Origin of the sequence: Pontixanthobacter sp. CEM42, from assembly GCF_017812015.1 — a bacterium.
GTDB lineage: Bacteria > Pseudomonadota > Alphaproteobacteria > Sphingomonadales > Sphingomonadaceae > Pontixanthobacter.
This window is the reverse complement of record NZ_JADQTN010000001.1, coordinates 1,575,157-1,597,744: the sequence shown is the minus strand read 5'-3', so window position 1 is coordinate 1,597,744 and position 22,588 is coordinate 1,575,157. Positions and strand designations below refer to the sequence as shown.

Annotated in this window: 26 protein-coding genes; 12 read left to right on the top strand and 14 right to left on the bottom strand. The window is 57.0% G+C overall.

Annotated features, from left to right (window positions below):
- Positions 1-24 precede the first annotated feature (24 nt).
- The 6 genes from J9777_RS07660 to J9777_RS07635 all read left to right on the top strand — a co-directional run bounded on the left by J9777_RS07660 (position 25) and on the right by J9777_RS07635 (position 3,601).
- Positions 25-1,485, top strand: coding sequence for a leucyl aminopeptidase (locus J9777_RS07660; RefSeq protein WP_209348129.1), 1,461 nt, complete (start codon positions 25-27; stop codon positions 1,483-1,485).
- Between the two features lie 11 nt (positions 1,486-1,496).
- Entirely contained in the window at positions 1,497-1,652 is a 156-nt protein-coding gene (locus J9777_RS07655) for a DUF2256 domain-containing protein (RefSeq protein ID WP_209348128.1), read from the top strand.
- The gene (locus J9777_RS07650) at positions 1,652-2,089 is read left to right on the top strand and encodes a DNA polymerase III subunit chi (RefSeq protein WP_209348127.1); all 438 of its coding nucleotides are present in this window, start codon (positions 1,652-1,654) and stop codon (positions 2,087-2,089) included. Before J9777_RS07655 ends, J9777_RS07650 begins: the two co-directional genes overlap by 1 nt.
- Positions 2,090-2,166: 77 nt before the next feature.
- Positions 2,167-2,664, top strand: coding sequence for a hypothetical protein (locus J9777_RS07645; protein WP_209348126.1), 498 nt, complete (start codon positions 2,167-2,169; stop codon positions 2,662-2,664).
- A 107-nt stretch (positions 2,665-2,771) separates the two neighbouring features.
- The gene (gene ndk, locus J9777_RS07640; RefSeq protein ID WP_209348125.1) at positions 2,772-3,194 is read left to right on the top strand and encodes a nucleoside-diphosphate kinase; all 423 of its coding nucleotides are present in this window, start codon (positions 2,772-2,774) and stop codon (positions 3,192-3,194) included.
- A 152-nt stretch (positions 3,195-3,346) separates the two neighbouring features.
- Positions 3,347-3,601 (top strand): DUF465 domain-containing protein, encoded by a 255-nt coding sequence (locus J9777_RS07635; protein WP_209348124.1) that lies wholly within the window; start codon positions 3,347-3,349, stop codon positions 3,599-3,601.
- 5 nt (positions 3,602-3,606) lie between these two features.
- On the opposite strand, the gene J9777_RS07630 is transcribed toward J9777_RS07635, so the two are convergent.
- Genes J9777_RS07630 through purM form a run of 3 tightly spaced genes read right to left on the bottom strand, consistent with a single transcriptional unit; the run spans position 3,607 to position 6,883 of the window.
- Positions 3,607-4,809, bottom strand: a complete 1,203-nt coding sequence (locus J9777_RS07630; RefSeq protein ID WP_209348123.1) for a sulfotransferase — start codon at positions 4,807-4,809, stop codon at positions 3,607-3,609.
- Positions 4,810-5,784: a phosphoribosylglycinamide formyltransferase gene (gene purN / locus J9777_RS07625; RefSeq protein WP_280842171.1), complete on the bottom strand. Its 975-nt coding sequence runs from the start codon at positions 5,782-5,784 to the stop codon at positions 4,810-4,812.
- Positions 5,777-6,883, bottom strand: coding sequence for a phosphoribosylformylglycinamidine cyclo-ligase (gene purM / locus J9777_RS07620; protein ID WP_209348121.1), 1,107 nt, complete (start codon positions 6,881-6,883; stop codon positions 5,777-5,779). The genes purN and purM overlap by 8 nt, the downstream gene beginning before the upstream one ends.
- Positions 6,884-6,954: 71 nt before the next feature.
- Between purM and J9777_RS07615 the strand changes: the two genes are divergently transcribed.
- The 4 genes from J9777_RS07615 to J9777_RS07600 are packed head-to-tail and all read left to right on the top strand — an operon-like array spanning position 6,955 to position 9,995.
- A complete protein-coding gene (locus J9777_RS07615; protein ID WP_245228539.1) occupies positions 6,955-8,256 on the top strand; it encodes a heavy-metal-associated domain-containing protein in 1,302 nt (433 codons plus the stop codon).
- A gap of 22 nt (positions 8,257-8,278) precedes the next feature.
- A complete protein-coding gene (locus tag J9777_RS07610; protein ID WP_209348119.1) occupies positions 8,279-8,890 on the top strand; it encodes a DnaA/Hda family protein in 612 nt (203 codons plus the stop codon).
- 41 nt (positions 8,891-8,931) lie between these two features.
- Entirely contained in the window at positions 8,932-9,636 is a 705-nt protein-coding gene (epsC, locus tag J9777_RS07605; RefSeq protein WP_209348118.1) for a serine O-acetyltransferase EpsC, read from the top strand.
- On the top strand, positions 9,636-9,995 hold the full coding sequence (locus J9777_RS07600; protein WP_209348117.1) for a DUF2794 domain-containing protein: 360 nt from the start codon (positions 9,636-9,638) through the stop codon (positions 9,993-9,995). Before epsC ends, J9777_RS07600 begins: the two co-directional genes overlap by 1 nt.
- Positions 9,996-10,000: 5 nt before the next feature.
- On the opposite strand, the gene J9777_RS07595 is transcribed toward J9777_RS07600, so the two are convergent.
- From J9777_RS07595 to J9777_RS07580, 4 genes are all read right to left on the bottom strand, one after another.
- The gene (locus tag J9777_RS07595) at positions 10,001-10,675 is read right to left on the bottom strand and encodes a DUF4328 domain-containing protein (RefSeq protein WP_209348116.1); all 675 of its coding nucleotides are present in this window, start codon (positions 10,673-10,675) and stop codon (positions 10,001-10,003) included.
- 104 nt (positions 10,676-10,779) lie between these two features.
- Positions 10,780-11,922 (bottom strand): hypothetical protein, encoded by a 1,143-nt coding sequence (locus J9777_RS07590; protein WP_209348115.1) that lies wholly within the window; start codon positions 11,920-11,922, stop codon positions 10,780-10,782.
- Positions 11,923-12,001: 79 nt separating this feature from the next.
- Complete coding sequence (locus J9777_RS07585) at positions 12,002-12,937, bottom strand: SDR family NAD(P)-dependent oxidoreductase (RefSeq protein WP_209348114.1); 936 nt, start codon at positions 12,935-12,937, stop codon at positions 12,002-12,004.
- A 128-nt stretch (positions 12,938-13,065) separates the two neighbouring features.
- Positions 13,066-13,767 carry an HAD hydrolase-like protein gene (locus tag J9777_RS07580; RefSeq protein WP_209348113.1) on the bottom strand — a complete coding sequence of 234 codons (702 nt, stop codon included), beginning with the start codon at positions 13,765-13,767 and terminating at the stop codon, positions 13,066-13,068.
- 60 nt (positions 13,768-13,827) lie between these two features.
- On the opposite strand from J9777_RS07580, the gene glmU reads away from it, so the two are divergent.
- Positions 13,828-15,192, top strand: coding sequence for a bifunctional UDP-N-acetylglucosamine diphosphorylase/glucosamine-1-phosphate N-acetyltransferase GlmU (gene glmU / locus J9777_RS07575; RefSeq protein ID WP_209348112.1), 1,365 nt, complete (start codon positions 13,828-13,830; stop codon positions 15,190-15,192).
- Between the two features lie 146 nt (positions 15,193-15,338).
- On the opposite strand, the gene J9777_RS07570 is transcribed toward glmU, so the two are convergent.
- Positions 15,339-16,064: a helix-turn-helix domain-containing protein gene (locus J9777_RS07570; protein WP_348631953.1), complete on the bottom strand. Its 726-nt coding sequence runs from the start codon at positions 16,062-16,064 to the stop codon at positions 15,339-15,341.
- Between the two features lie 80 nt (positions 16,065-16,144).
- On the opposite strand from J9777_RS07570, the gene J9777_RS07565 reads away from it, so the two are divergent.
- Complete coding sequence (locus J9777_RS07565) at positions 16,145-16,612, top strand: DUF6265 family protein (protein WP_209348110.1); 468 nt, start codon at positions 16,145-16,147, stop codon at positions 16,610-16,612.
- 107 nt (positions 16,613-16,719) lie between these two features.
- Here the strand turns inward: J9777_RS07565 and J9777_RS07560 are convergent, their stop codons facing one another.
- The 6 genes from J9777_RS07560 to J9777_RS07535 form a co-directional block, all read right to left on the bottom strand.
- Positions 16,720-16,959 (bottom strand): DUF1153 domain-containing protein, encoded by a 240-nt coding sequence (locus J9777_RS07560; RefSeq protein WP_209348109.1) that lies wholly within the window; start codon positions 16,957-16,959, stop codon positions 16,720-16,722.
- Positions 16,960-17,148: 189 nt separating this feature from the next.
- Positions 17,149-19,311, bottom strand: a complete 2,163-nt coding sequence (locus J9777_RS07555) for a prolyl oligopeptidase family serine peptidase (RefSeq protein ID WP_348631952.1) — start codon at positions 19,309-19,311, stop codon at positions 17,149-17,151.
- Between the two features lie 90 nt (positions 19,312-19,401).
- Positions 19,402-19,956, bottom strand: a complete 555-nt coding sequence (locus tag J9777_RS07550) for a hypothetical protein (RefSeq protein WP_209348108.1) — start codon at positions 19,954-19,956, stop codon at positions 19,402-19,404.
- Between the two features lie 15 nt (positions 19,957-19,971).
- Entirely contained in the window at positions 19,972-20,229 is a 258-nt protein-coding gene (locus tag J9777_RS07545) for an ATP synthase F1 subunit epsilon (RefSeq protein WP_209348107.1), read from the bottom strand.
- A 5-nt stretch (positions 20,230-20,234) separates the two neighbouring features.
- Positions 20,235-21,692: a F0F1 ATP synthase subunit beta gene (gene atpD / locus J9777_RS07540; RefSeq protein WP_209348106.1), complete on the bottom strand. Its 1,458-nt coding sequence runs from the start codon at positions 21,690-21,692 to the stop codon at positions 20,235-20,237.
- Positions 21,693-21,716: 24 nt separating this feature from the next.
- A complete protein-coding gene (locus tag J9777_RS07535; RefSeq protein WP_209348105.1) occupies positions 21,717-22,586 on the bottom strand; it encodes a F0F1 ATP synthase subunit gamma in 870 nt (289 codons plus the stop codon).
- Positions 22,587-22,588: the final 2 nt, after the last annotated feature.

Below are 22,588 nucleotides of genomic sequence, written 5' to 3'. Positions count from 1 at the left end.
CAGAATAGAGTTTTTGGAGAACCCATGCAGTTCAATTTTACTGACACCCAGCCCTCAGACGCGCGCCTCGTCGCGCATATCGCCGATAAAGGCGCGGTACCTGCTGGCTTGGAAAAATCGCTTGTGGAAGGCGCGAAGGCTGCGCGTTTCAAAGGCAATGCAGGCCAGTGTTTCGAAGGTTTTGTGGAACGTGACGGCGCGGTTGTTCGCGTTGCACTCGCTGGCGCAGGCAAGGCAAGCGATGCTGCGCGTACTGCCAATCTTGAGAAAGCCGGAGCGGCCCTCGCTGCAAAATACATGACGTCCGGCGAAACTTCACTGGTCCTCGACTTGTCTGACAGCGGTTTGGACGGCGGCGCGGCTGCGTCGGTGTTGCTCGGTCTGCGTCTGCGCGGCTGGCGACATGATTTGTACCGGACCAAGCTGAAAGACGAACAGAAAATTTCGCTTGAAACAGTGATAGTGGCGGGCGCTCCAGAGGGCACTGAAGTGGCATGGGTTGATGCGACGGCGGTTGCCGAAGGCGTTGAGTTCACTCGTGATCTAGTGTCCGAGCCAGCGAACGTCCTTTACCCGGTCAGCTTTGTGGAGCGGTGCGAAGAGAAGTTTGCGGGCACCGGTGCGGAACTGATTGTGCTCGACGATGATCAGATGGAAGAGCTCGGCATGGGCGCATTGCTTGGCGTGGGTATCGGGTCAGAGCAACCCTCGCGCATTCTCGCAATCCGTTGGAATGGCGGCAAGGAAGGCGACAAGCCCACAGCGTTTGTGGGTAAGGGCGTTACCTTCGATACTGGCGGTATCTCACTGAAGCCAGGACCCGGTATGGGCGACATGAAATGGGACATGGGCGGTTCGGGTGCAGTCGTTGGTGCGATGCTCGCGATAGTGAAGCGCAAAGCCAAAGCAAATGTCGTTGGCGTAGTTGGTCTTGTAGAGAATATGCCTGACGGCAAAGCGCAGCGTCCGGGAGACGTTGTCGAATCGATGTCCGGTCAGACTATCGAAATTCTCAATACCGATGCTGAAGGGCGGCTGGTGCTGTGTGATGCATTGCATTGGACACAAACCGAGTTCGAACCGAAGCAGATCGTCGATTTTGCGACGCTTACAGGTGCGATTATCATCTCGCTCGGTAACGAGCATGGCGGGCTCTTCTCCAACAGTGATGATCTGTCGGACAAGCTGCTCGCGTCGGGTAAAAGCAGCGGCGACAAACTATGGCGCCTGCCGCTCAGCCCTGCATACGACAAGCAAATCAACAGCCCGATTGCAGATATGCAAAATATCGGCGGTAAGGGCGCTGGCTCGATTACCGCGGCGCAGTTCCTACAACGTTTCATTATGAACGATACGCCGTGGGCGCACTGCGATATTGCGGGTACAGTTTGGTCGGATAAGCCTGGTCCAATCCACGGCAAAGGTGCGACCGGATACGGAGTCCGCTTGATCGATAATTTCGTGCGCGAGAATTGCGAGGGGTAAGGCACGATTCCATGCCTAAAATGCGCAAAAAGGGCGATTTGCCGAGCAAGGTCTGCGCATCTTGTGGGCTGCCCTTCAGCTGGCGCAAGAAATGGGCGCGGGATTGGGATAATGTCCGATATTGTTCGGAGCGGTGCAAACGAACGAAGGGTGAGGCAAAGAGCTGATGCGCGTCGATTTCTATCAGCTTAGCCGCGATCCGGCCGAATTGGTTGTGCCGCTGCTGGCGCGTGCGACCAAGAATGCAGGCGAGAAGCTGCTGGTGGTATCTGATGATGCCGAACAACTCGAACGTATCGATAAGCAGCTTTGGGAAACCGCACCCGAGGCGTTTCTGGCACATGGCAAATCCGGTGACGTGCATGAGGCGCGTCAGCCGGTGCTGCTCTCAAATGGAATGTCTGCACCAAACGATGCCAAATATGTAGTGCTCGCCGATGGCAAATGGCGCGATGATATCGATAGCTTCGACCGTGCCTTCTTGCTTTTCGGCGATGACCGACTGCAGGAAGCCCGTGCATGCTGGAAATCGCTCGGCGATGTAGACGGCTTGGAGCGCAATTTCTGGAAGCAAGAAGGCGGCAAATGGGCGCAGATGGCGTGATTTTGGACTCACATCGCTCGATTGACTAAGCTCCCGCCGAGATTTGCAGTTTCTCATAGTTCTGGAGGGATTTAATCATGAAACGCACCATTCTAGTCGCCACGACGTCACTGCTTCTTGCTGCTTGCGGTTCTGACCGGTCCGGCTCTTACGAAACCGAAGATGGCGAAACAGTCGACTACTCCGTCGATACGAGCAGCGGCGAATCCAGCATTGATATCAAGTCAGAAGACGGCGATATGCAAATTCGCTCCGGGAGCAATGTCGCGGTTGATCTGCCCGATGGGTTCTCTCTCTATCCCGGCGCTGAAGTCGTGACCAACTCGACCATCAACCGCAATGATGGACAGGGTTCGATGATCATATTCAAGACTGATGATGGGCTTGAGGATGTGTTGGCATTTTACCGCAAGCAGGCGGAAGCCGCTGGCGTAAAGATCGAAATGGAAATGAAAACCGCGCAAGGCACAATGCTTGCTGGCAAGGGCGACGGGGATCTGATTTTCTCGATTAACGCCAATGCGCAGGATGTTGGCACGACAGGGCAAATGACTGTCGGTCGCGGCTTGGAGTAACGTTCCTTCGACCCGCCAGGCAGCTCGGAAAACTTGCAGCGCGCCGTCAGCGCGGCTAGGGGCGCGCGCAACAGCTCAATCCCCTATCTAGAATCAAGGAATTTCCCATGGCGGCCACCCGCACTTTTTCGATCATCAAACCCGACGCAACCAAGCGCAATCTGACCGGTAAGGTCACTATGATGCTGGAAGAAGCTGGCTTGCGCGTTGTCGCATCCAAGCGCATCCAGATGACTCGCGAGCAAGCCGAAGGCTTCTACGCAGTACACAAAGAGCGCCCTTTCTTCGGCGAACTGGTTGATTTCATGATCAGCGGTCCGGTTGTTGTGCAAGTTCTCGAAGGTGAGAACGCTATGCAGCGCAACCGCGACATCATGGGCGCGACCAATCCGGCGGACGCTGCGCCGGGCACAATCCGCAAGGAAGTGGCCGAAAGCATCGAAGCTAACTCGGTCCATGGTAGCGACAGCGACGAAAACGCCGCTATTGAAATCGCGTACTTCTTCAACGAAGACGAGATTGTCGGCTAAGCGGCCGCACTGACCTTTTAGTTTAGAGAATTATGGCCCCGTCGGAGTGATCCGGCGGGGCTTTTTCGTGTTTTTGCACTTTTTTGATCTAGCGCAAAGTCGGCGCTGGCAGATTGTAGGAGAGTGACAGCCATAACCGGAAAGGACTCCCTATGGCGCATACTCCTCACGAACTTGGTGCAGTGTTCTCGAAAGATGCCGATATTCTTCATCGCCTGAAAATGAATGGCGGGCATTTCAGCACGTTGTCCGACAAATATCATACAGTGAATCGCGAAATTCACCGGATTGACGCGGAGGTCGACGCCGCTTCTGACGAACGGATGGAAACGCTCAAGAAAGAACGTCTGTTACTGCTTGATGAGATTACTGCGATTGTAAATCGCGCGCGCGACGATGCCGGCTGATCCGCTCAATAACGCCGCGGCCGGGACAGGCTTTCCAGATCTTCTTTGTGCTTCGTGTGCTTGGCGCGACCAGCCTTCCTATGCTCGGCGCGCATCGCTGTTAAAGCTGCATCGCTAAGCGTCAGGTCGAGCGTTTTGTAGGCTGTTGCAATTGCGCTTTCCCAATCCGTGTCGAGCGCGGCGAAATCTATGTGGGCGACCGATCCTTCAAACTTGGCTAGCCCCTGTGCTGTTCTTTCCTTGCGAAGCTGCGTTTTGCGGGTCCATTCCGCCTCAATCCGATCGAGATCAGCATCGTCCGATTGCATGGCCATCTGGTTCGCCACCAGCGAGACCGAACTTCGGATTGTGGGTTCTTCATCGCGCTCGGCGACTACGACTCTAGCATTCGGGAATTGGCCGAGTAACTCGGTCAGATCCTCGGAAAATTGCGGTACCTTCATCACGCGCGGTTGGTTTGCATTTTCGTGATTGGCGGCATCGGTGCGCAGGATGCGCGCGAATTCCCGATAAACCGGTGCCGCATCACCGGCTTCGCTGAAAGCGACATAGGCGGGAATGTGCCACTGCGCTTCGTAGGCGCAGTGATCGAATGCGCCGGCCAGCCAGCCAAGTTCTTCGTCGGCTCGTGCTGCGCCGAACGGATGGATTGTTTCCAGCCATGGGTTGAGCGTGCGAGCGAAGATGAGCGCTGCGCCGCTCCAGACGGGGCGCAAATCGGGCGTTTGCGGCACAGGATGCCAGCTATCGCTAAAGCGCGTGGCGGCATGTGCTGGATCGGCGGCTAGTAGCCGGTGCACACGCGTGGTGCCCGCGCGCATTTGGCCAACGATGATGATCGGCGGCGCAAGTTCAGTTTCGAGCAGTTCAGGCCGTTCGCGCCACAGCTTGCCCAATGCAAAACGCTGTTTGATCGACCGGACCAACTGGCCATGTGCGAATGCTCGGCCCATCGGATTAAGCTGCGCTTCTTCGTTCAGCGAACGACACAGCCGGTCGAGGCGTTCACGGAAATCGGCTGCATCCTCTGCGCTGCGTCGACTGAATTCATCCTCCGGCTCATGGTCCTTTGCCGCGCGTTCCCACAAGACATGGGGCTCCAACACAATCGGCGGGGTCCAGCCTTTGTCCCATGCCTTCTGGAGTCCCCGCGAGAGCGTATCGACGATTGGCGCACGGGCCAGGAGGCTGGTGCGGGGAGGGGGCACCTAAAACTCGTCAGCAGCGTCGAGCAATTTGGTCAGGCGTTTCGGCGCAACGGCTTGCCAGCTGCGCTTCAGCCAATGCTCGACCTGATCCCAATCGCAACCTGCGCGATTGAGAATGATGCCGATCCATCCGCTAGCTCCGTAGAAAGCTGGTTTGAAGAATGTGTCGGGATCGCGGTCGATCAGCGCCATCATCTCGTCTTGTCCACTGGTCTTGGCGAGCAGTGCAATATGTTCGACGCCGTGGTGCTTGTCGCTGAAATAGGCGAAATATTTGCCGCTCTTGCCGCCGGTGCGCCAGCCAGGTGCGCCATGACTCGGGCGTTCTTCAGTTTCCGGCAGTGCTAAAGCTAGATGGCGGACTTGGCTGAGCAGCCAATCGGCGTCGAATATCCGTCCGACATAGTCATTCACAACGCGCGGATAGAGCTGATGCTCGGCCAGCTTCACGCGCTCGGCCAATGTTTCCGGCGTATCGTCAGCGGTGATCTTCACTTCGATCTGGCCTAAAACTTCGCCCGCATCCAGTTCACTCGACACCAGATGGACCGATGCACCTGACACAGCATCACCTGCTTCGATCGCGCGTTTGTGCGTTTCCAGCCCGCGATATTTGGGCAGCAGCGAGGGGTGGATATTAAGCATCCGCCCGTGCCAGCGCTCAGTAAATTCTGGCGAGAGAATGCGCATATATCCGGCGAGAATGATGTACTCCGCGCCGGCATCCAGCACCGCCTTTTCCATGATTTGGTCATGCTCTTCGCGTTCCATGCCCTTGTGCGAATGGGCGGAGGTCGCGATGCCTTCGCCCGAAGCCAGCGCTAGGCCTGCCGCATCCGCTTTGTTGCTAGCAACCAGCACAATGTCGAAAGCGGAATTGGGAAGACGGCTGGCATAAAGGAGCGCCGCCATATTGGTGCCGGTCCCGGAAATCAGAACCGCAACTTTTGCCTTCTCGGGGGCCTTCTCAGGCAAGGTGCTCGGCTTTCCAGCCGTCGGCGGAGCCCCAAATTCCTGCGGCACCATGAACTGTGCAACCGCGTGGTCCTTCGCCGATAGTGCCGACGCGCAGCACGGTTTCGCCAGCGGCTTGCAGTTCAGTTGTCAGATCATCGACGTGGTCCGACCCGACGGCCAAAATCATCCCGACGCCGCAATTGAAAGTGCGCGCCATTTCGGCTGGGTCGATGTTTCCTTGCTCTTGCAGGAACGCCATCAAGCCGGGCTGTTCCCAGGCACCAGCATCAACCGTTGCATGCGCGCCTTCCGGCAGAACGCGCGGGATGTTCTCAAGTAATCCGCCGCCAGTAATATGAGCCAGTGCGGCAATTCGTCCGCTGCGAATCGCGGGTAACAAGCTCTTCACATAGATACGCGTCGGCTCGATCAGGGCGTCGATCAGCAATTTTTCGCTATCAAACGGCGCGGGCGCATCCAATTCCCAACCTTTGTCAGCGGCCAGCTTGCGGACCAGAGAATAGCCGTTGGAATGCACACCTGAGCTGGCTAGGCCGAGAAGAACCTGATCCGGCGTAACCTTTTCGCCGGTCAATTGCTCGCCGCGCTCAACCGCACCGACGCAGAAGCCTGCGAGGTCGTAATCGCCTTCGCCATACATGCCGGGCATCTCTGCGGTCTCGCCGCCAATCAGCGCGCAACCGGACTCGGTACAACCACCTGCAATGCCTGCGACAACGCGCTCAGCGACACCAGTTTCGAGTTTGCCGGTTGCGAAGTAATCGAGGAAAAACAGTGGTTCAGCACCTTGCACTATCAAATCATTGACGCACATTGCCACCAGATCAATTCCGACACTATCATGCCGGTCAAAATCGATGGCGAGCTTCAGTTTTGTGCCAACACCATCATTCGCGGCGACCAGTAATGGGTCTTTATAGCCCGCTGCCTTAGGGTCAAAAAAGCCGCCGAATCCGCCAATCTCCGAATCCGCACCGGGCCGTGCGGTGGCCTTTACCAGCGGGCCGATGGCCTTCACCAATGCGTTGCCTGCATCGATGGATACGCCCGCGTTGGCGTAGGTGTAGCTCTCTGCGGATTCATTTTCTGACGACATGACCACAGGCTTTAGTCATTCGCGCTTGGATTTCCATGTATGTTTGGGCAAAAGGCGCCGAGTTTTCCCCGATGGCCCATGCAATCGCCTCTTTGACCCCCTCGCGCCGCTTCAATAGCCGCGCTTTCGCCCAGACCCTGGCGGTACTGGCAGCAATGATCTGCGCGATGTTGCTCAGTCGGGTTCTGATCGCTCAGGTAGAGGGTGATCGCGGCATTGCGGCGATTGTCAGCAGCAGCGATCTCGATGTTAGCGGGATCAAAGTGGATGTGCGCGGCGATACTGCACAAGCAGCCCGCGAAAGAGGCTGGCGGCAGGCGCAACGCGATGCGTGGGCGAAACTCGGCGGACCACGTATGCCTGATTCGCAGCTGCAGTCCATGGTGTCAGCCGTTGTGATTGAGCGTGAGAGCATCGGCGGTAAGCGGTACATTGCCACGTTGGGTGTGATCTTCGATCGTGCACGGGCGGGGCGCTATCTCGGCGGCAATGCAAGTCGTTCTCAATCTGCGCCGATGCTGCTTATTCCGGTAACGATCAGCGGCGGATCGGAACTGGTCTACGAAAAACGCAACCCATGGCAGCGCGCTTGGGCCGAATATCAAGCCGGTTCGAGCCGGGTGAACTATGTCCGTCCATCAGGAGCGGGCGGAGATTCGCTGCTTCTGACATACGGCCAGACCGGGCGCCGCAGCCGGATCTGGTGGCGCAATATCCTCGACGAATTTGAGGCGGCCGACGTGCTCGTGCCGATTGCGCGACTGGATTACCAATATCCAGGCGGCCCAGTCCAAGGGACTTTCACCGCACGCTACGGCCCTGACAATGTCTATCTCGACAGCTTCACTCTTGAGGCTGACAGCCAAAGCGCTGTGCCCGATATGTTTGTCGAGGCGGTTGGCCGTTTCGATGATATTTTTGAACAAGCCATGGCCGATGGTAAGTTACGGCCCAACCCGACACTTAACGTCAGTCTCAGTGGCACCGATCCTGTGCTTCAGCGCCTGATCGAGATTGGCCGTGCGGCGCGTGCTCAAGAGCAAGCTGCTGCCGCGGCAGCGGCGGCTGGCGAAACCGAAACACCGAGTGCGACTACGTCATCCACGCCGACGCCTGCGGCGCCAGCAGCATCTGTTGTCTCTAGTTACGTCGTCCAGTTCGCCAGCCCCGATGCGGGTGCGATTGACGCGACGCTGGCGGCAGTGCGCGCAACCCCGGGTGTTCGCGGCGCAGCGACCAGCAGTCTCGCGATTGGCGGAACCTCGGTCATGAATGTCAGCTATGCCGGTGACATTGGCGGCCTTGCGGCGGCACTGCGCGCGCGGGGCTTCACGGTCAATCAGGGTGCAAACGCACTCGCGATTCGCCGCTAAAACCTGCTACAACGGCGCTGATATGTCGCAAATTGCTCTGCCACTGTCGCATAAGCGCGCTGCCGATCCGGAACGGATTGTCGTGGGTAATGCCAATCAGAAAGTGATCGAGGCGCTGCGCAATCCCGCCGCATGGCCGTTTAAGACCGCGATCCTTACCGGCGAAGAACGTTCGGGCAAGTCGATCCTAGGCCGGTGGTTTGCCGCGCAAGGCGCTGGCGAGGTGATTGATGGCGCGGATGCTATCGATGAGACCGATCTGTTCCACCGCTGGAACCGAGCGCAAGAAGAGGGACGGCCTCTTTTGCTCATTAGCGATGCGGAAAAGTGGGAGATCGCGCTGCCTGACCTCCGCTCTCGTTTGGGTGCAGCGCTGCATCTGACCATCGGTACCCCCGATGATGACATGGCTGCTTCCCTGATTGAAAGCATTGCTATGCAGCGCGGTCTTGCGCTGGGTGAGGGCGCGCTTACCTATCTTGTACCGCGTGCCGAACGGAGCTTTGCTGCGATTGAACGCCTAGTTATGGCGATTGATCGACTAAGCCTCGAGCGTAAGGCACCAGCAACGCAGGGCATCTGGCGTGATGCGCTGGAAGCAGTGCAGGGTCCGGAACAAGCCCGCCTTATCTGAGGCAGCTTGCATCCGGTTGAGAATGATGGGAGAATCGGACCATGTTCGGTAATTTGACCAAATATCTGGACTCGATCCGCGAACGCGATCCGGCACCCCGATCTCGCTGGGAAGTGTTGTTTTACCCGGGCGTATTGGCGCTCGGGTTTCATAGGCTTGCCCATTGGCTGTTCGACGCACGCCTTTATTTCCTAGCGCGGCTCGTGAACCATTTCTCACGCTTTCTGACGGCAATCGACATTCATCCCGGTGCGACGATCGGGAAGAACTTCTTCATCGACCACGGTTTTACGGTGGTGGGTGAGACAGCTGAGATTGGCGATGATGTCACGATCTACCAATGCGTGACTTTGGGCGGGACCAACCCGACTAATGGCGTGGGCGGCAAGCGTCACCCAACGATCCAAGACAATGTGATTATCGGTTCTGGCGCGCAGGTCATTGGCCCTATTACTGTTGGACCGCGTGCCCGGATTGGCGCAAATGCGGTAGTGACTGATGATGTTCCTGAGGGTGCGACGATGATCGGCCTGAAGGCGCGTTCCACGCTGGTTCCAGCCGAAGAGTGGATTAAAGACTTCATACCCTATGGCACCCCTTGCGATGAACCGTGCGAGGAAGCCATCGAAAGCGGGACTGGCCGGATTGGCGAGCTTGAAAAGCAAGTCGCTGCGATGAAAGCGGAGCTTGCCGCGATGAAGTCCGATGCTGAAGAACCGGCACCGCGCAGCGGAACCGGTGATTGATGGCATCCATTCCGGATACTCCCGGCAGAATTATTGCATTTCCCGGCCGTCCGCCTGCACAGGTCGCATTTGCGCGGGAAGAGATGCAGCGCATCCTTGATATCTATGGCCGGATGGTCGCAGCGGGCGAATGGCGCGATTACGCGATGGGCTTCACCAAAGATTGCGCGATGTTCGACGCGTTCAAGCGTACTGCAGAGAAACCGCAAGCGCGGATTGAAAAGCGGCCTGCGCTGCGCAACAAGCAAGGAATGTGGACTTTGTTTGGTGAGCACGGCCAAGTGCTGAAACGCGGGCACGAATTGTCCGGTGTGTTGGCGCCAATCGAGCGCCGCCTCGTCAAAGCTATCGACGAGTAGTTCGGTTACTCAAACGCGCTACCGACATAGCTCATTGACTGCTGGGCGCTGGTGATCGCTGTCATGACTTTCATCAGCATGATCACCGAAATGATGAGCGTGATGTTGGAGAACGCCATCATCGTAAACTCCATCCATACGGGCGTCAGAAAGACGATATTGGTGGCGGCATCGACTATTCCTTTGAATACCAGTCCAAAGCTCAGCGCCAGCCCGATGAGATAGCAGAGCCACCAGGTCGAAACGTCTTCTACCGTGGAATGGGCGTGTTCGGGGATTTCCCCATGACTGTAATTATAGAGTTCCCGCATCGCGCGAAACGGCACCAGTAGATTAACAAAAGGCACGAAGTAACTGCCGACCGCCCACCCTGGCGAATAAGCGATGTCGAGATCCTGTTCGCGCAGATTGGAATGCGCCCGGTGGACCCACAATAGAGAGCAGATCATGATTCCGAGCACACATACAAAAAATAGAGCTGTGGCGACGGTGAGGACAATCGGCCAGATCGGATATGACGGCTGCTCACCACCCGCTATCACTACAATCTCGTCCGGCTTGAATGTCTCGTACCCTATTTGAGCGACGAAAAAGGCAGCCAGCACTACGAAGCTCCAGCCAAAGACTTTTGTGAGCTTGGCACGCAGAGCCAGACTGTCGAGCGTTTGTTGATCGCTCATGCAGACGCCGGCGCGGCTAAGTTGCGAATGTGCACGTGCTTGCCCCCAAATAGAAAACCCCGCGCAGTTCATGCGCGGGGTCTCCGGTTAGATCAACGGTAAAATCAGGCGGGAGCAGCAATTGCCGAAACCGGCAGCTTCTCCTGTAGATTTTCCGGTAGTCCGCCAACGATGATCTGGCGGATCGGAGTCCAAAATGCCGACAGTGTCAGCAGAGCCGAACCGATGATCAGTGCCGTAAGCGCAAAGTTAAGCTCCACCGCACCGAAGCGGTCGAACAACCATGTCAGCGCGATCAGTACGTAAACCAGCGCCGACACGAGCAGCGCTCGTCTGTCGATCGCCAAGGCAACGATGCCGAATGCGAAGTAGACCGCAATCACGCCGATGGCTCCAGCGATGCCGACCATATTGCCTTCGGTAACGCCCAGAGCATAAAACACTGGATGCGCTATCATCGGCGCAGCGAGCAAATGCAGCCAGAAAGCAACATCGGCACGGCGCGTCTCGCGCGTCCGGTCGCTGATATCCCAGCGCATCGCCCAAGCGAAAATCGCCAAGCCAGCGATGAACATCAGCGAAAACAGGATCGGGAATACCTGATCGTCGTTTTCAATCTCCATCATGCTTACAATAATGGCAATCGCGCTGGCTATCAGAGCAATGGCAATAGTGCCTGCTCCGGCTGCGATTGTGATCGGAACGGCAAACCGTTTCCAATGAAGCCATGCACCGCCTGCTGCGACCAGCGCGGATAGGGCAGCGATCATCGGCACGACTGCATCCGATTGGTTGTTGCGCACCGCATCACCGACGATAGTGCCGCCTAGGCCAAATATAGTAGCTAGCGTGGCTCCAACAAAAGCAAGCAACAAAATTATGCTCGGCAGGGCCATACGCCGTTTGCGCGTGAACATTTCGGCCAAGAACCACGCTGTGCCAGCGATTAGAGCGCCGCCAAACATGACCTGTGCGAAATCATTCCGCCAGCGGGTTGCGTATTCCTCAAAATTAACCGGGAACATCGCATTACCGATAGCTTGTCCGATCGCACCCACCGCGAACAGCATGATGACCACGCCAATCGCTACGAATATGTCGTTGAAACTGCTGACGAGGCGGAAATGCTCTTCGTCGGTTACGGGGCGTTCGCGAAGGCTGACGACGTGCGCGCGCAGCCCTTTGGCCGCATCCTCGCTCAACACGCCAGCGTCGACCGCTGAGTTGATTTCTTCTTGGCTATACATCGGCGTATTCCTCCCTGATGGGGCAGGAATACGCCGAGTGTATTAGTGTGTCAACACAGTGAGGGGTTTGTCCCCCTGCTTAGCCGCGTGCGCTGGAAGGCGCTGCGTCCGCGCCGAGTACCTCTTGCATCGCTTTCAGGATCGCGCCGCTCTGCTCGCTGCCCGATTGTGGGGCTTGCAGATTGGTCATGCTGTTAATGTCTTCCCAGCGTGCCGCGAAGCCTTCGACAGTGCGCTCACCGTCTTTCAGCCAAACCGCGTCGTTCATGGTCACCCATGCGCTGTGGAAGCCGCCAGCGCCCGCGCCAACGATCTGGTTTGTCGGCGAATCTTCGCTAACGAGATACAGAGCTGCCGGAGCAACATTCTCGGGCGAAAACAGCTTGAAAGCTTCTTCAGGGAAGAGATCTTCGGTCATGCGGGTGCCAGCAACCGGTGACAGCGAGTTACAACGGATGTTGTATTTCGCGCCTTCGAGGTTGAGCGTCTTGGTCAGGCCGGCAAGGCCCAGCTTGGCTGCGCCGTAGTTCGCTTGGCCAAAGTTACCGAACAGGCCGGTAGAGCTGGTGGTCATCAGGATGCGGCCATAGGCTTGCTCGCGGAAGGTTTCCCAGCATGCTTTGGTGGCATAGGCCGAACCCAGCAGGTGGACTTTCACGACTAGCTCGAAATCGTCCGGAGTCATTTTTGCGAAGCTTTTGTCGCGCAAAATACCTGCATTGTTGATCAGGACATGGACGCCGCCCCATTTCTGCTTGGCGTCAGCGACCATCTTTTCCATCTGGTCATATTCAGTGACCGAACAGCCATTGGCCATGGCTTCGCCGCCGGCTTTTTCGATTTCTTCAACGACCTCAGCAGCGGCATCGGAAGTACCGGTGCCGTCGCGCGCGCCGCCGAGGTCATTGACCACGACTTTTGCGCCGCGGCGCGCCAGTTCCAACGCATATTCGCGGCCCAAACCGCCGCCAGCGCCCGTTACGATTGCGACGCGATCCTTGAATGAAATGGTCATGAAATTCTCTCCAATTTGAATTCTGTGGCTTTACGTTGCCGTAAACGTGAGCAGGGATTGGCACTTTCCGCAGCATGTTGCAACTGCGAACAAGCCGAGCCGCTATGCCGTAGCGTTATGCGGGGGTATTACGGCGAATCGGTGGCGAGAAGGCCTTCAAATGCACCAATCAACTCACCCGCCGTCTCAACCACCGCATCCGCGCCCAACTCCTGCGGTGGCTTGTCGCAATATCCGTAGGCGCAGGCGATGACCGGCACGGCCGCTGCTTTGGCGGCGTTAACGTCGTAGGAACTGTCGCCCACGAAGGCGAATGAACCTCCGCCGCAGCGTTTTTGTGCCTCGAAGATAGGATCGGGGGCGGGCTTGGCCCGTTGCTTGCCATTGGCATCCTTGCCCATCGTGTCGCCGCCGATGATGGTCACGAAGCGGTCGGACAGGCCGAGCTGCTCTAAGATGCTTTTCGCAAAACTCTCGAACTTGTTGGTTACGACAGCGATTTTGACATCGCGCGCGGCAAGTTCGTCGAGTGTTTCGATCATGCCGGGGTAGGGGTGCGAGTGCACGGCGTTGTGCTCTGAGTAATATTTGAGCATTGTTTTGTAGAGCGCGTGGAACGCGTCACGATCCAACCCGCCTTGCTCATCCACGGCTTTCGACAGCATCATCTTTGCGCCGCCGCCGATCAGATCTTTGGAGCTATCGACTGGCACGGGTTTGAACCCTCCAGCCTCCAGCGCATGGTTTACCGCCGCGCCGAGATCCTGATGTGTGTCGAGAAGCGTACCGTCGAGGTCGAAACCCACGGCACTGAAAGGAAAATCGCTCATAGTCGGGCTCGGTGGCGGAACGTTCTTCAATCTGCAAGCAATTGCTCCTATGCAGCCCGCATGACGAAATTCGCAGCCGTTATTCTCGCCGCGGGCAAGGGCACCCGCATGAAGTCCGACCTGCATAAGGTACTCCACCCGATTGGTGGAAAGCCGATGCTGTTCCATTTGCTCGATAGCTTTGAAGAGCTGTCGCCGGAACATACGGTTGTTGTTGCCGGTGACCGGCACGAGCAGCTGCGCGATGCGGTTACCGACCGGAACGTGACCGTGGCTTTGCAGGAACCGCAGTTGGGTACGGCCCATGCGGCGCTGATGGCAAAAGACGCATTGTCCGGCTTTGATGGCCTGGTGATGGTTTGCTTCGGCGATTGTCCGATGGTCAAAGCCGCAACCGTTCGCAAATTGTGCGAGGCGGTGGATGAAGCGACCAAAGTGGCGGTGCTGGGCTTTAGGCCTGATGACACGCTTGCCTATGGCCGGATCATCTCATCGGAAGACGGCACCGTTTCCAAAATGGTTGAACACAAGGACGCGGATGAGGCGGAGCGCGCGTGTGACTTGTGCAACTCGGGCGTCATTATCGCGCACAGCAAGGATATTTGGCGGTTGCTCGACGGTGTCGGCAACGACAACGCGCAGGGCGAGTATTATCTGCCCGACGTTGCAACCAACGCGATTGCCGAGGGCAGCCGTGTGGTTGCGGTAGAAACCAGCCCTGACGAAGTGGCCGGGATTAACTCACGCGCAGAATTGGCGGCGGCAGAAGCGCAATGGCAGCAGTTCAAGCGTGAAGAAGCGATGGCCGCTGGCGTGTCAATGAAAGCGCCTGAAACGGTGTTCTTCAGCTGGGATACCGAGCTAGGCCGCGATGTTACGATTGAACCGCATGTGGTGTTTGGCCCTGGTGTCAAGGTCGCCGATCACGCGTTGATCCGGTCATTCAGTCACCTTGAGGGCGCGACTTTGGGCGAGCGTACCAGCGTTGGTCCCTATGCCCGCTTGCGGCCGGGTGCTGTGCTGGAAGAGGGCGCCTTTATCGGCAATTTTGTCGAAATGAAAAAGGCTACGCTGGGTAAGGGGGCGAAGGCCAGCCATCTGACCTATCTCGGCGATGCTACTGTCGGCGCAGGTGCTAATATCGGCGCGGGCACGATCACCTGTAATTATGACGGCTATTTCAAGCACCAGACGACTATTGGCGAGCGCGCCTTCATCGGCAGTAACAGCGCATTGATCGCTCCGGTGAATATCGGTGCAGACGCCATTGTTGCTGCAGGCAGTGCAGTGAGCCGCGATGTTGCGGATGGCGAGCTCCGCATGGTCCGCGCGGAGCAGATGGTCAAACCCGGCTGGGCCGACCGCTTCCACGACACGATGAAAAAGAAGAAAGCGGCGCAGAAAGCTGGCAAAAAGAAGAGTTAGGTCCGTCTGCCAAGCGCAAGACGAGGTCCAATTGAGCCACCAGCCCGGGATACGCTTTGATCATAAACTCCATCCGACTGCAGGCCATGCCTCGGGTCGTGCGCTGTTTGCGGAATCCGCGCCGAGCGACAGATGGTATCCGTCCGCTATCTATCGATGAACGGACCGACCGCGCCTGCTCTCACTTTGGACGTTGATCCCTGCGCGAAGCTGCGGAAGTCGCGCGCCATATGCGATTGATCAGCGTAGCCCAACGATGCGGCTTGATCGGCGAGAGGTTGGTCGACCGCATCGGTGGCCTCGATAGCTTTCTGAAAACGAAGGAGCTTGAAATATCGACGCGGAGGCATTCCGACCTCGCGGGCGAACCAGCGCTGGATAGCCCGGTGATTGCGCCCGCTAAGATGGGTTAGATCCCCGCTCGATTTTGCATTCGGAACTGACGCGCCGATGGGGTCGGGGGTGTGGCTCGAAAATGCCTCAAGCAGCCGTTCTACAACCTTATCTTCTCCTGCCAATATCGCACTCGCAACCAAGGATTGATCGAGTGATAGCCAGCGATCGTGGAATTCTGGACACTTTGCCCCGTCCAGCAGATTCCAGGCCCATGGCCACAAACGCACGCCCAAAAATGAGGCATCGCCGCTCATCGTGAGATGTGCTGGCTTGCTGCACAGTCCGGCAACGAACGTGGTTGGTTGCTCGCCGTCCCATTGTGAGGTTCCCGACATACGGTGGATCAACTCCACGCATCCATCGGGCATGGCATTGTTAGTCAATATCGCATGTGGACCGTCCATTCCGCACAAGTGCCAAACCGCCCTAACAAAGGGGCGTAGCTGTGCCGGTAGGTCAATCTCCCGATACTCCATGACCTGACATTTACATGTCGTGTCGGTTCAATCCAGCGACAAAATGGCTCGCTAACGCATGTGGAACGATTGAGGAGAAGATGATGAAGAATAGTTTTGTGATTGGCGGATTGGCATTGTTGCTGGGATGCGCAGGCGTGGCGAATGACACGGCATCGGAAGGTGCGAAAGGGCTAGAGTGGCTAAGTGCCACATGGATCAACGACCATGATGGCCAATGGTCGGAAGAGCGCTGGAGCAACGCCAAAGGCAAGATGATGATTGGCACGGGTCGCAGCGGCTCGGGCGATGAGCTACAAAGTTTCGAATATCTGCGGATCGTGACCGAGGATGATGGCTCACTGACATATGTGGCCGCACCTGGCGGCGGTGACGCAACAGAGTTTGCTTTGGCAGAGGCGGCAGCCAATTCTGCGATATTCGAAAATGCCGAGCATGATTTCCCGCAGCGGATATCGTATCGCCGTGAGGGTGATACGCTGTTCGTTGAGATTTCTGCCATTGACGGCAGCAATGCAATCGCTTGGGAAATGCAGAAAGCGGACTAGGCTCTGGTGCAGAAAGAAGCCGCCCGACGTCTTTCGCGAATTATTGGGGCATCGCGATTGAGTCGGGCGGCCATTTGGGCACTCGCGTCTAGAACCAGGGACGACGCTTAGTGCAGTTCGAGTGTCTTTTTCTCGGCGACCTTATCGGCAAATTGATCTTGCCATGTTTCAAATTCGCGCCGGCTCAGTAGGTATTTGCCTCTAGCCTCTTCCAGACTGATCACATCGCTGCGGACCGCACGAACAACTTCGGCTTTGCGGTTCTCTGACCAGTGCACATCATAGGTTTCGGGCAGTCCGGCACGCTTGATGCGGGAGGCTATGGATTCGTCTCGGGGATACGCCATGTCTTGTCTCCAACTTGACCCCCGTCATCACTGATAATTGGCTCCGTTCGTTAAATTCATCTTTGTAAACATGGTGAACATCGCGTGCCCGGTGCAATTCGTCGCTGATCGGCAAATGCTTGTGCACAAAAGAAAAAGGCGGCCTCTGGCGCCAATGCCGGAGACCGCCTCTCACTAATATAGGATCGTTTACTCGCCCGAACGATCATCCTTCAGGCGCTGCATCAAATAGACATATTGCAGCGCAGATAGCCGGGCGCGCTGCTCATTATCCACGCCGCCCGAGTGACCGCCGGTCATGTCCTCATAATAGTAATAAGGCTGGCCGAGCGCTTTCATCTTTGCCGCACCTTTGCGGGCATGGGCAGGGTGCGTGCGATCATCGGCAGTAGAGGCCCAGAAGAATGGGGCGGGGTAATCCACTCCTTCGACGATCTTCTGATAGGGCGAGTATCCTTCGATCCATGCGCGTTGTTCGGGAATGCGCGGATCGCCATATTCGCCGATCCATGACGCGCCGCGACCAATTTCGTGATAGCGCAGCATATCGAATAGCGGGATCGCGACGATCGCCGCGCCGTACAGATCAGGCCGCTGCGTGAAGGCGGTGCCAACCAGCAGGCCACCTTGCGATCCGCCCTGAATGCCGAGGTTTTCCGGCTCCGTGTAATCGCGCTTCACCAAATCATCGGCCACGGCAATAAAGTCATCCCAAGTGCGCTGTTTATTCTCGCGGATTGCGGTTTGGTGCCATTCGGGACCAAACTCGCCTCCGCCGCGCAAATTGGCGAGTACATAGGCGCCGCCATTTTCGACCCACAGCTTGCCCGCTGAACCCAGATAGCCGGGCAAGCGGGAGACCTGGAAGCCGCCGTAACCGGTAAGCAGGGTTGGCGTATTCGCGCCAAGCTGCATGCCTTTCGGCTTCACGATGAAGTACGGGATTTTGGTTCCGTCAGCCGACACGGCTTCGTGCTGTTCAACGTCCATACCGTCGGCGTCGAAGCGCGACGGGCTGGTCTTGAGTACCTCAGGTTTGTCGCCTTCCGAATAATACAACGTGGTCGGTGTCAGGAAGTCGGTGACCGTGAACATGATCTCGTCGGTCTCGTTGGACGAGGCCCCGATGCTTACCGTGGCATTGTCCGGCAAATCGACTTTAGACGATTGCCATGCGCCATCTTCGTAATCGAACTTCAAAACTTGCCCGCGCACATTGTCGAGCAAGCCGACATAGAGGCTGTTCGCAGTGATCGCGCCGCCGCGTTTGGTCTGACGCTCCTCGGGAGCCCAAACCAGTGTTTTGGCTGCGCCATTCGGATCGGCTTTCCATTCGTCCAGCTTCATCGCAATCAGCGAGTCAGCGGGGAAGGTTTGGCCGCCAACGGTCCAATCGACATCGGTGCTGAACAGCATCTGACCGTCAATGATACCGTACGGATTGGCCTTGGCGGGCATATCCAGCTTCAGCCAATCATCATTGTGCCAGACGTAGTAGGCACGTTCGTGGAAGCTTAAACCGCGATAGGCCATCCGGGCATGGACAGTGCTTGCCGCATCACGCAGCAGATACGCACCGGCAGATACGTCCTTCGCATCGCCGCGGAAAATTTCCTTGGCATCGGCGATATCGGTTCCGCGCTTCCAGATACGAGCGGTATAGGGATACTCACTTTCCGTGATTGTATTATCGCCAAAGTCGCGGCCAACCAGCAGCGTATCTTCGTCGATCCAACTGACGCCACCTTGGCTTTCGGGCAATTCAAAACCGCCTTCGACAAACTCGCCGGTTTCCATATTGAACTCGCGCATAATGGTGGCGTCTTTGCCCCCATCGGATAGCGAGATCATGCACATGCGGCCGTCAGGCGGGAGGCATGATGACCCCTTGTAGACCCACTCCTTGCCCTCGGCTGCGGCGAGAGCGTCGACATCAAGAATGGTTTCCCATTCAGGGTTGTCGGTTTTGTAGCTTTCGCGCGTCGTTCGGCGCAGGATACCTTTGGGGTTTTCCTTGTCTTGCCAGAAATTGACGAGCCCGAATTTCGAAAAGCCGACATAGGGCACGCGGTCTTCGCTATCGAGGATTGCGAGCGCGTCGCCTTTCAGCTTTTCAAAGCGTGGATCGGTCGCGAGCATCGAATTGGTACGCTCATTCTCGGCGCGAACCCAGGCAAGCGCTTCATCGCTGCGCGCTTCTTCGAGCCAGATGTAGGGGTCTTCATCAGGTCCGGGAATACCGTCATCGACGGCTGTCTCAGCCATTTCGCCTGAGGCGTGATGGTCAGCCGATGCGGACGTAGCGGTCATTGCGATTGTCGCAGCGATTGCGAGTGTAGAAACAAGTTTCAAAAATCCTCTCCTCTGGGGATATGCTAACCGGAGAATGCGCGAAGGAGAGGCAGAAGTGAAGTGAAAAGCGCGATTGTCGCGGCTACCCGCTTATTCGACCGATGGGACGGGAGTGACCGTGGCGATGACTGGCGTTTTGTCGGTCTCGGGCAGTGCAAAGCGCACTTCCAGTTTGGCGACATTGGCTAAATTATAGATGAAACCGTGAGTGAAACCTGCGCCCGGCTCATCGATTGTGGGCCAAGCACCGGAGTTTGCGATGGGATCGATCAGGCCACTTTTGATGGGCGCTGGATCGGTCTGCGCAATCACCGTGCAAAGCTTCGTATCTTTGTCGAGTACGACATAAAGATCATCGCTGGGTGTCGGGATATGCATGATCCGCATTTTGTGGCTGGTCGCGACATAGGGAGCCAGCGCTTCAGGCAGTGCTTTAAGCACTTTGATCGCGGTTTCCTCGGGATGGTCCTCGGTAAAGCCAGTCAGCTTTTCGCCCATCACCGCGAGAGGGCAGGCCGCAGCGATCATTTGCTCGAAACCGTCGGCGGTATCTGTTGGGGTTTCCAACCCCGGAATGTATTGCGCCGCTGCAGAGCTGGCTGTGATAGCCAGAAGCAGCGGCGCAAAGAATAGCTTGACGCTCATCGAGGTCAGGAAGCCTTAGCCGTCAACGCGCTCTGCCAATACGGTCAATCCATTGTCGCCGACTTCGGCAAAGCCGCCTTCGATGGCGATTTCTTCTGCCGCGCCGCCTTCAGTCTTAAAGACTTGGACAACACCGTCGCGGATGGTGGACATGAAGGGCGCATGGCCCTCCAGCACGCCGAACTCGCCTTCCGCGCCGGGGACGACGACCATATGGACGTCTTCCGAGCGGACCAGCTTGGCCGGTGTTACGAGTTCAAAGTGTAGTGCCATGTTGTTTAGGCGTCCTCAGCCATTTTCTTGGCTTTTGCGATCACGTCTTCGATGCCGCCAACCATGTAGAAGGCTTGCTCTGGCAGGTGATCATATTCGCCGTCCACAACCGCCTTGAACGATGCGACAGTGTCTTCGAGTTGGACGAAGATACCGCTGATGCCGGTGAAGACTTCCGCAACGTGGAATGGCTGCGAAAGGAACTTCTGGATCTTACGCGCACGGGCAACGGTCAGCTTATCTTCTTCAGACAGCTCGTCCATGCCGAGAATTGCGATGATATCCTGCAGCGATTTGTACTTCTGCAGAGTTTCTTGAACCTTACGGGCAGTTTCATAGTGCTCGTTACCAACAACGCGCGGCTCAAGGACGCGTGATGTGGAATCGAGCGGGTCAACCGCCGGGTAAATGCCCAGCTCCGAAATCGCGCGGTTCAGTGTGGTCGTCGCGTCCAAGTGGGCGAACGATGTAGCTGGCGCAGGGTCGGTAAGGTCATCGGCAGGAACGTAGATGGCCTGAACCGAGGTAATCGAACCCTTGGTTGTCGAAGTAATACGCTCTTGCAAGTTACCCATGTCAGTCGACAAAGTTGGCTGATAGCCTACCGCCGATGGAATACGGCCGAGAAGTGCGGACACTTCCGAACCGGCTTGCGTGAAGCGGAAAATGTTGTCGACGAAGAACAGAACGTCCTGACCTTCTTGGTCGCGGAAGTACTCAGCCATGGTCAGACCCGACAGAGCAACACGGGCACGCGCACCAGGAGGCTCGTTCATCTGACCGAAGACGAGCGCAACCTTGGAGCCTTCCGACGTCGCAACGCCATCTGCATCCTTGGCGATAACGCCTGCGTCGAGGAATTCGTGATAAAGGTCGTTACCTTCGCGGGTACGCTCACCCACACCGGCGAACACGGACACGCCGCCGTGACCCTTTGCGATGTTGTTGATCAGTTCCTGAATAAGAACTGTCTTACCCACACCGGCACCGCCGAACAGGCCGATCTTACCGCCCTTTGCGTAGGGTGCGAGAAGGTCGATGACTTTAATACCCGTCACCAGAATGGCCGAGTCAGTGGACTGGTCCACGAACGGAGGCGCTTCTGCGTGAATTGGCGAAGTTTGATCGGCGCCGATGGGGCCAAGCATATCGATTGGCTCACCAACCACGTTCATGATCCGGCCGAGTGTTTTCGGGCCAACTGGCACAGAAATCTGTGCGCCGGTGCTGATCACTTCCTGACCGCGGGTCAGACCCTCGGTAGCGTCCATCGCGATGGTACGAACGGTGTTTTCACCAAGGTGCTGCGCAACTTCCAGAACCAGCGTTTGATCGCCGTTCTTGGTCTCCAAAGCAGAGAGAATTGCGGGCAGTTCACCGGGGAACGCCACGTCGACAACAGCGCCGATGATTTGGGCGATAGTGCCGTTGGTGGATTGGTTTAGGACTGGGGCGGTAGCCATTTTCGTTTCCTTAGCCTTCGATTCTTACAGCGCTTCCGCGCCTGCAATAATTTCAATCAATTCAGTGGTAATCGCGGCCTGACGGCTGCGGTTATACTGGATGGTAAGCTTGTTGATCAGATCGCCAGCGTTGCGCGTGGCGTTGTCCATTGCGGTCATCGATGCGCCCTGTTCGGAAGCAGCGATTTCAAGCAATGCACCGAACAGCTGAGTCTTCACGTAGCGTGGCAACAGCTCTTCGAGGATTTCTTCTTCGCCCGGCTCATATTCCACAACTGCGTCAGATTCTTCTGCAGTTTCAGGAGCAGGAACGGGGACAATCTGGTCGATAGTCGGGTTCTGCACGAGCGCGGATTGGAAAGTCGGATAGACGAGGTGGGCAATATCAAATTTGCCTGATTCGTACATTTCAACCAGCTCATCAGCGATCTTCGCAGCTTCTTCAAAACCGGGATAGCGGACGGTGCTGGTGTCGAAATGTGTACCAATCTGGCTGGGGAAGTTACGCTTCAGCGGCGCACGACCTTTTTTGCCGACGAGATAGAACTCGACATCTTTACCAGCAGCCTGAAGCTCTTGAGCCTTGGCAGCTGCAGCCCGAACGAGGTTCGAGTTGAGACCGCCGCACAGACCTTTGTCGGTATTTACAACCACCAGAAGGTGACGCTTGTCCGATCCAGTACCGGCGAGCAATTTCGGCGCATCATCACCCGAAACCTTGGAGGCGAGGGCGGCCATAACCGAAGCCAGACGCTCCGCATAAGGGCGCGCTTCTTCAGCCGCTGCCTGCGCCTTGCGGAGCTTGGCAGCTGCGACCATTTGCTTGGCCTTGGTGATCTTCTGGGTCGATTTAACCGACCCGATCCGATCCTTGAGTTCTTTTAGGCTTGCCATGT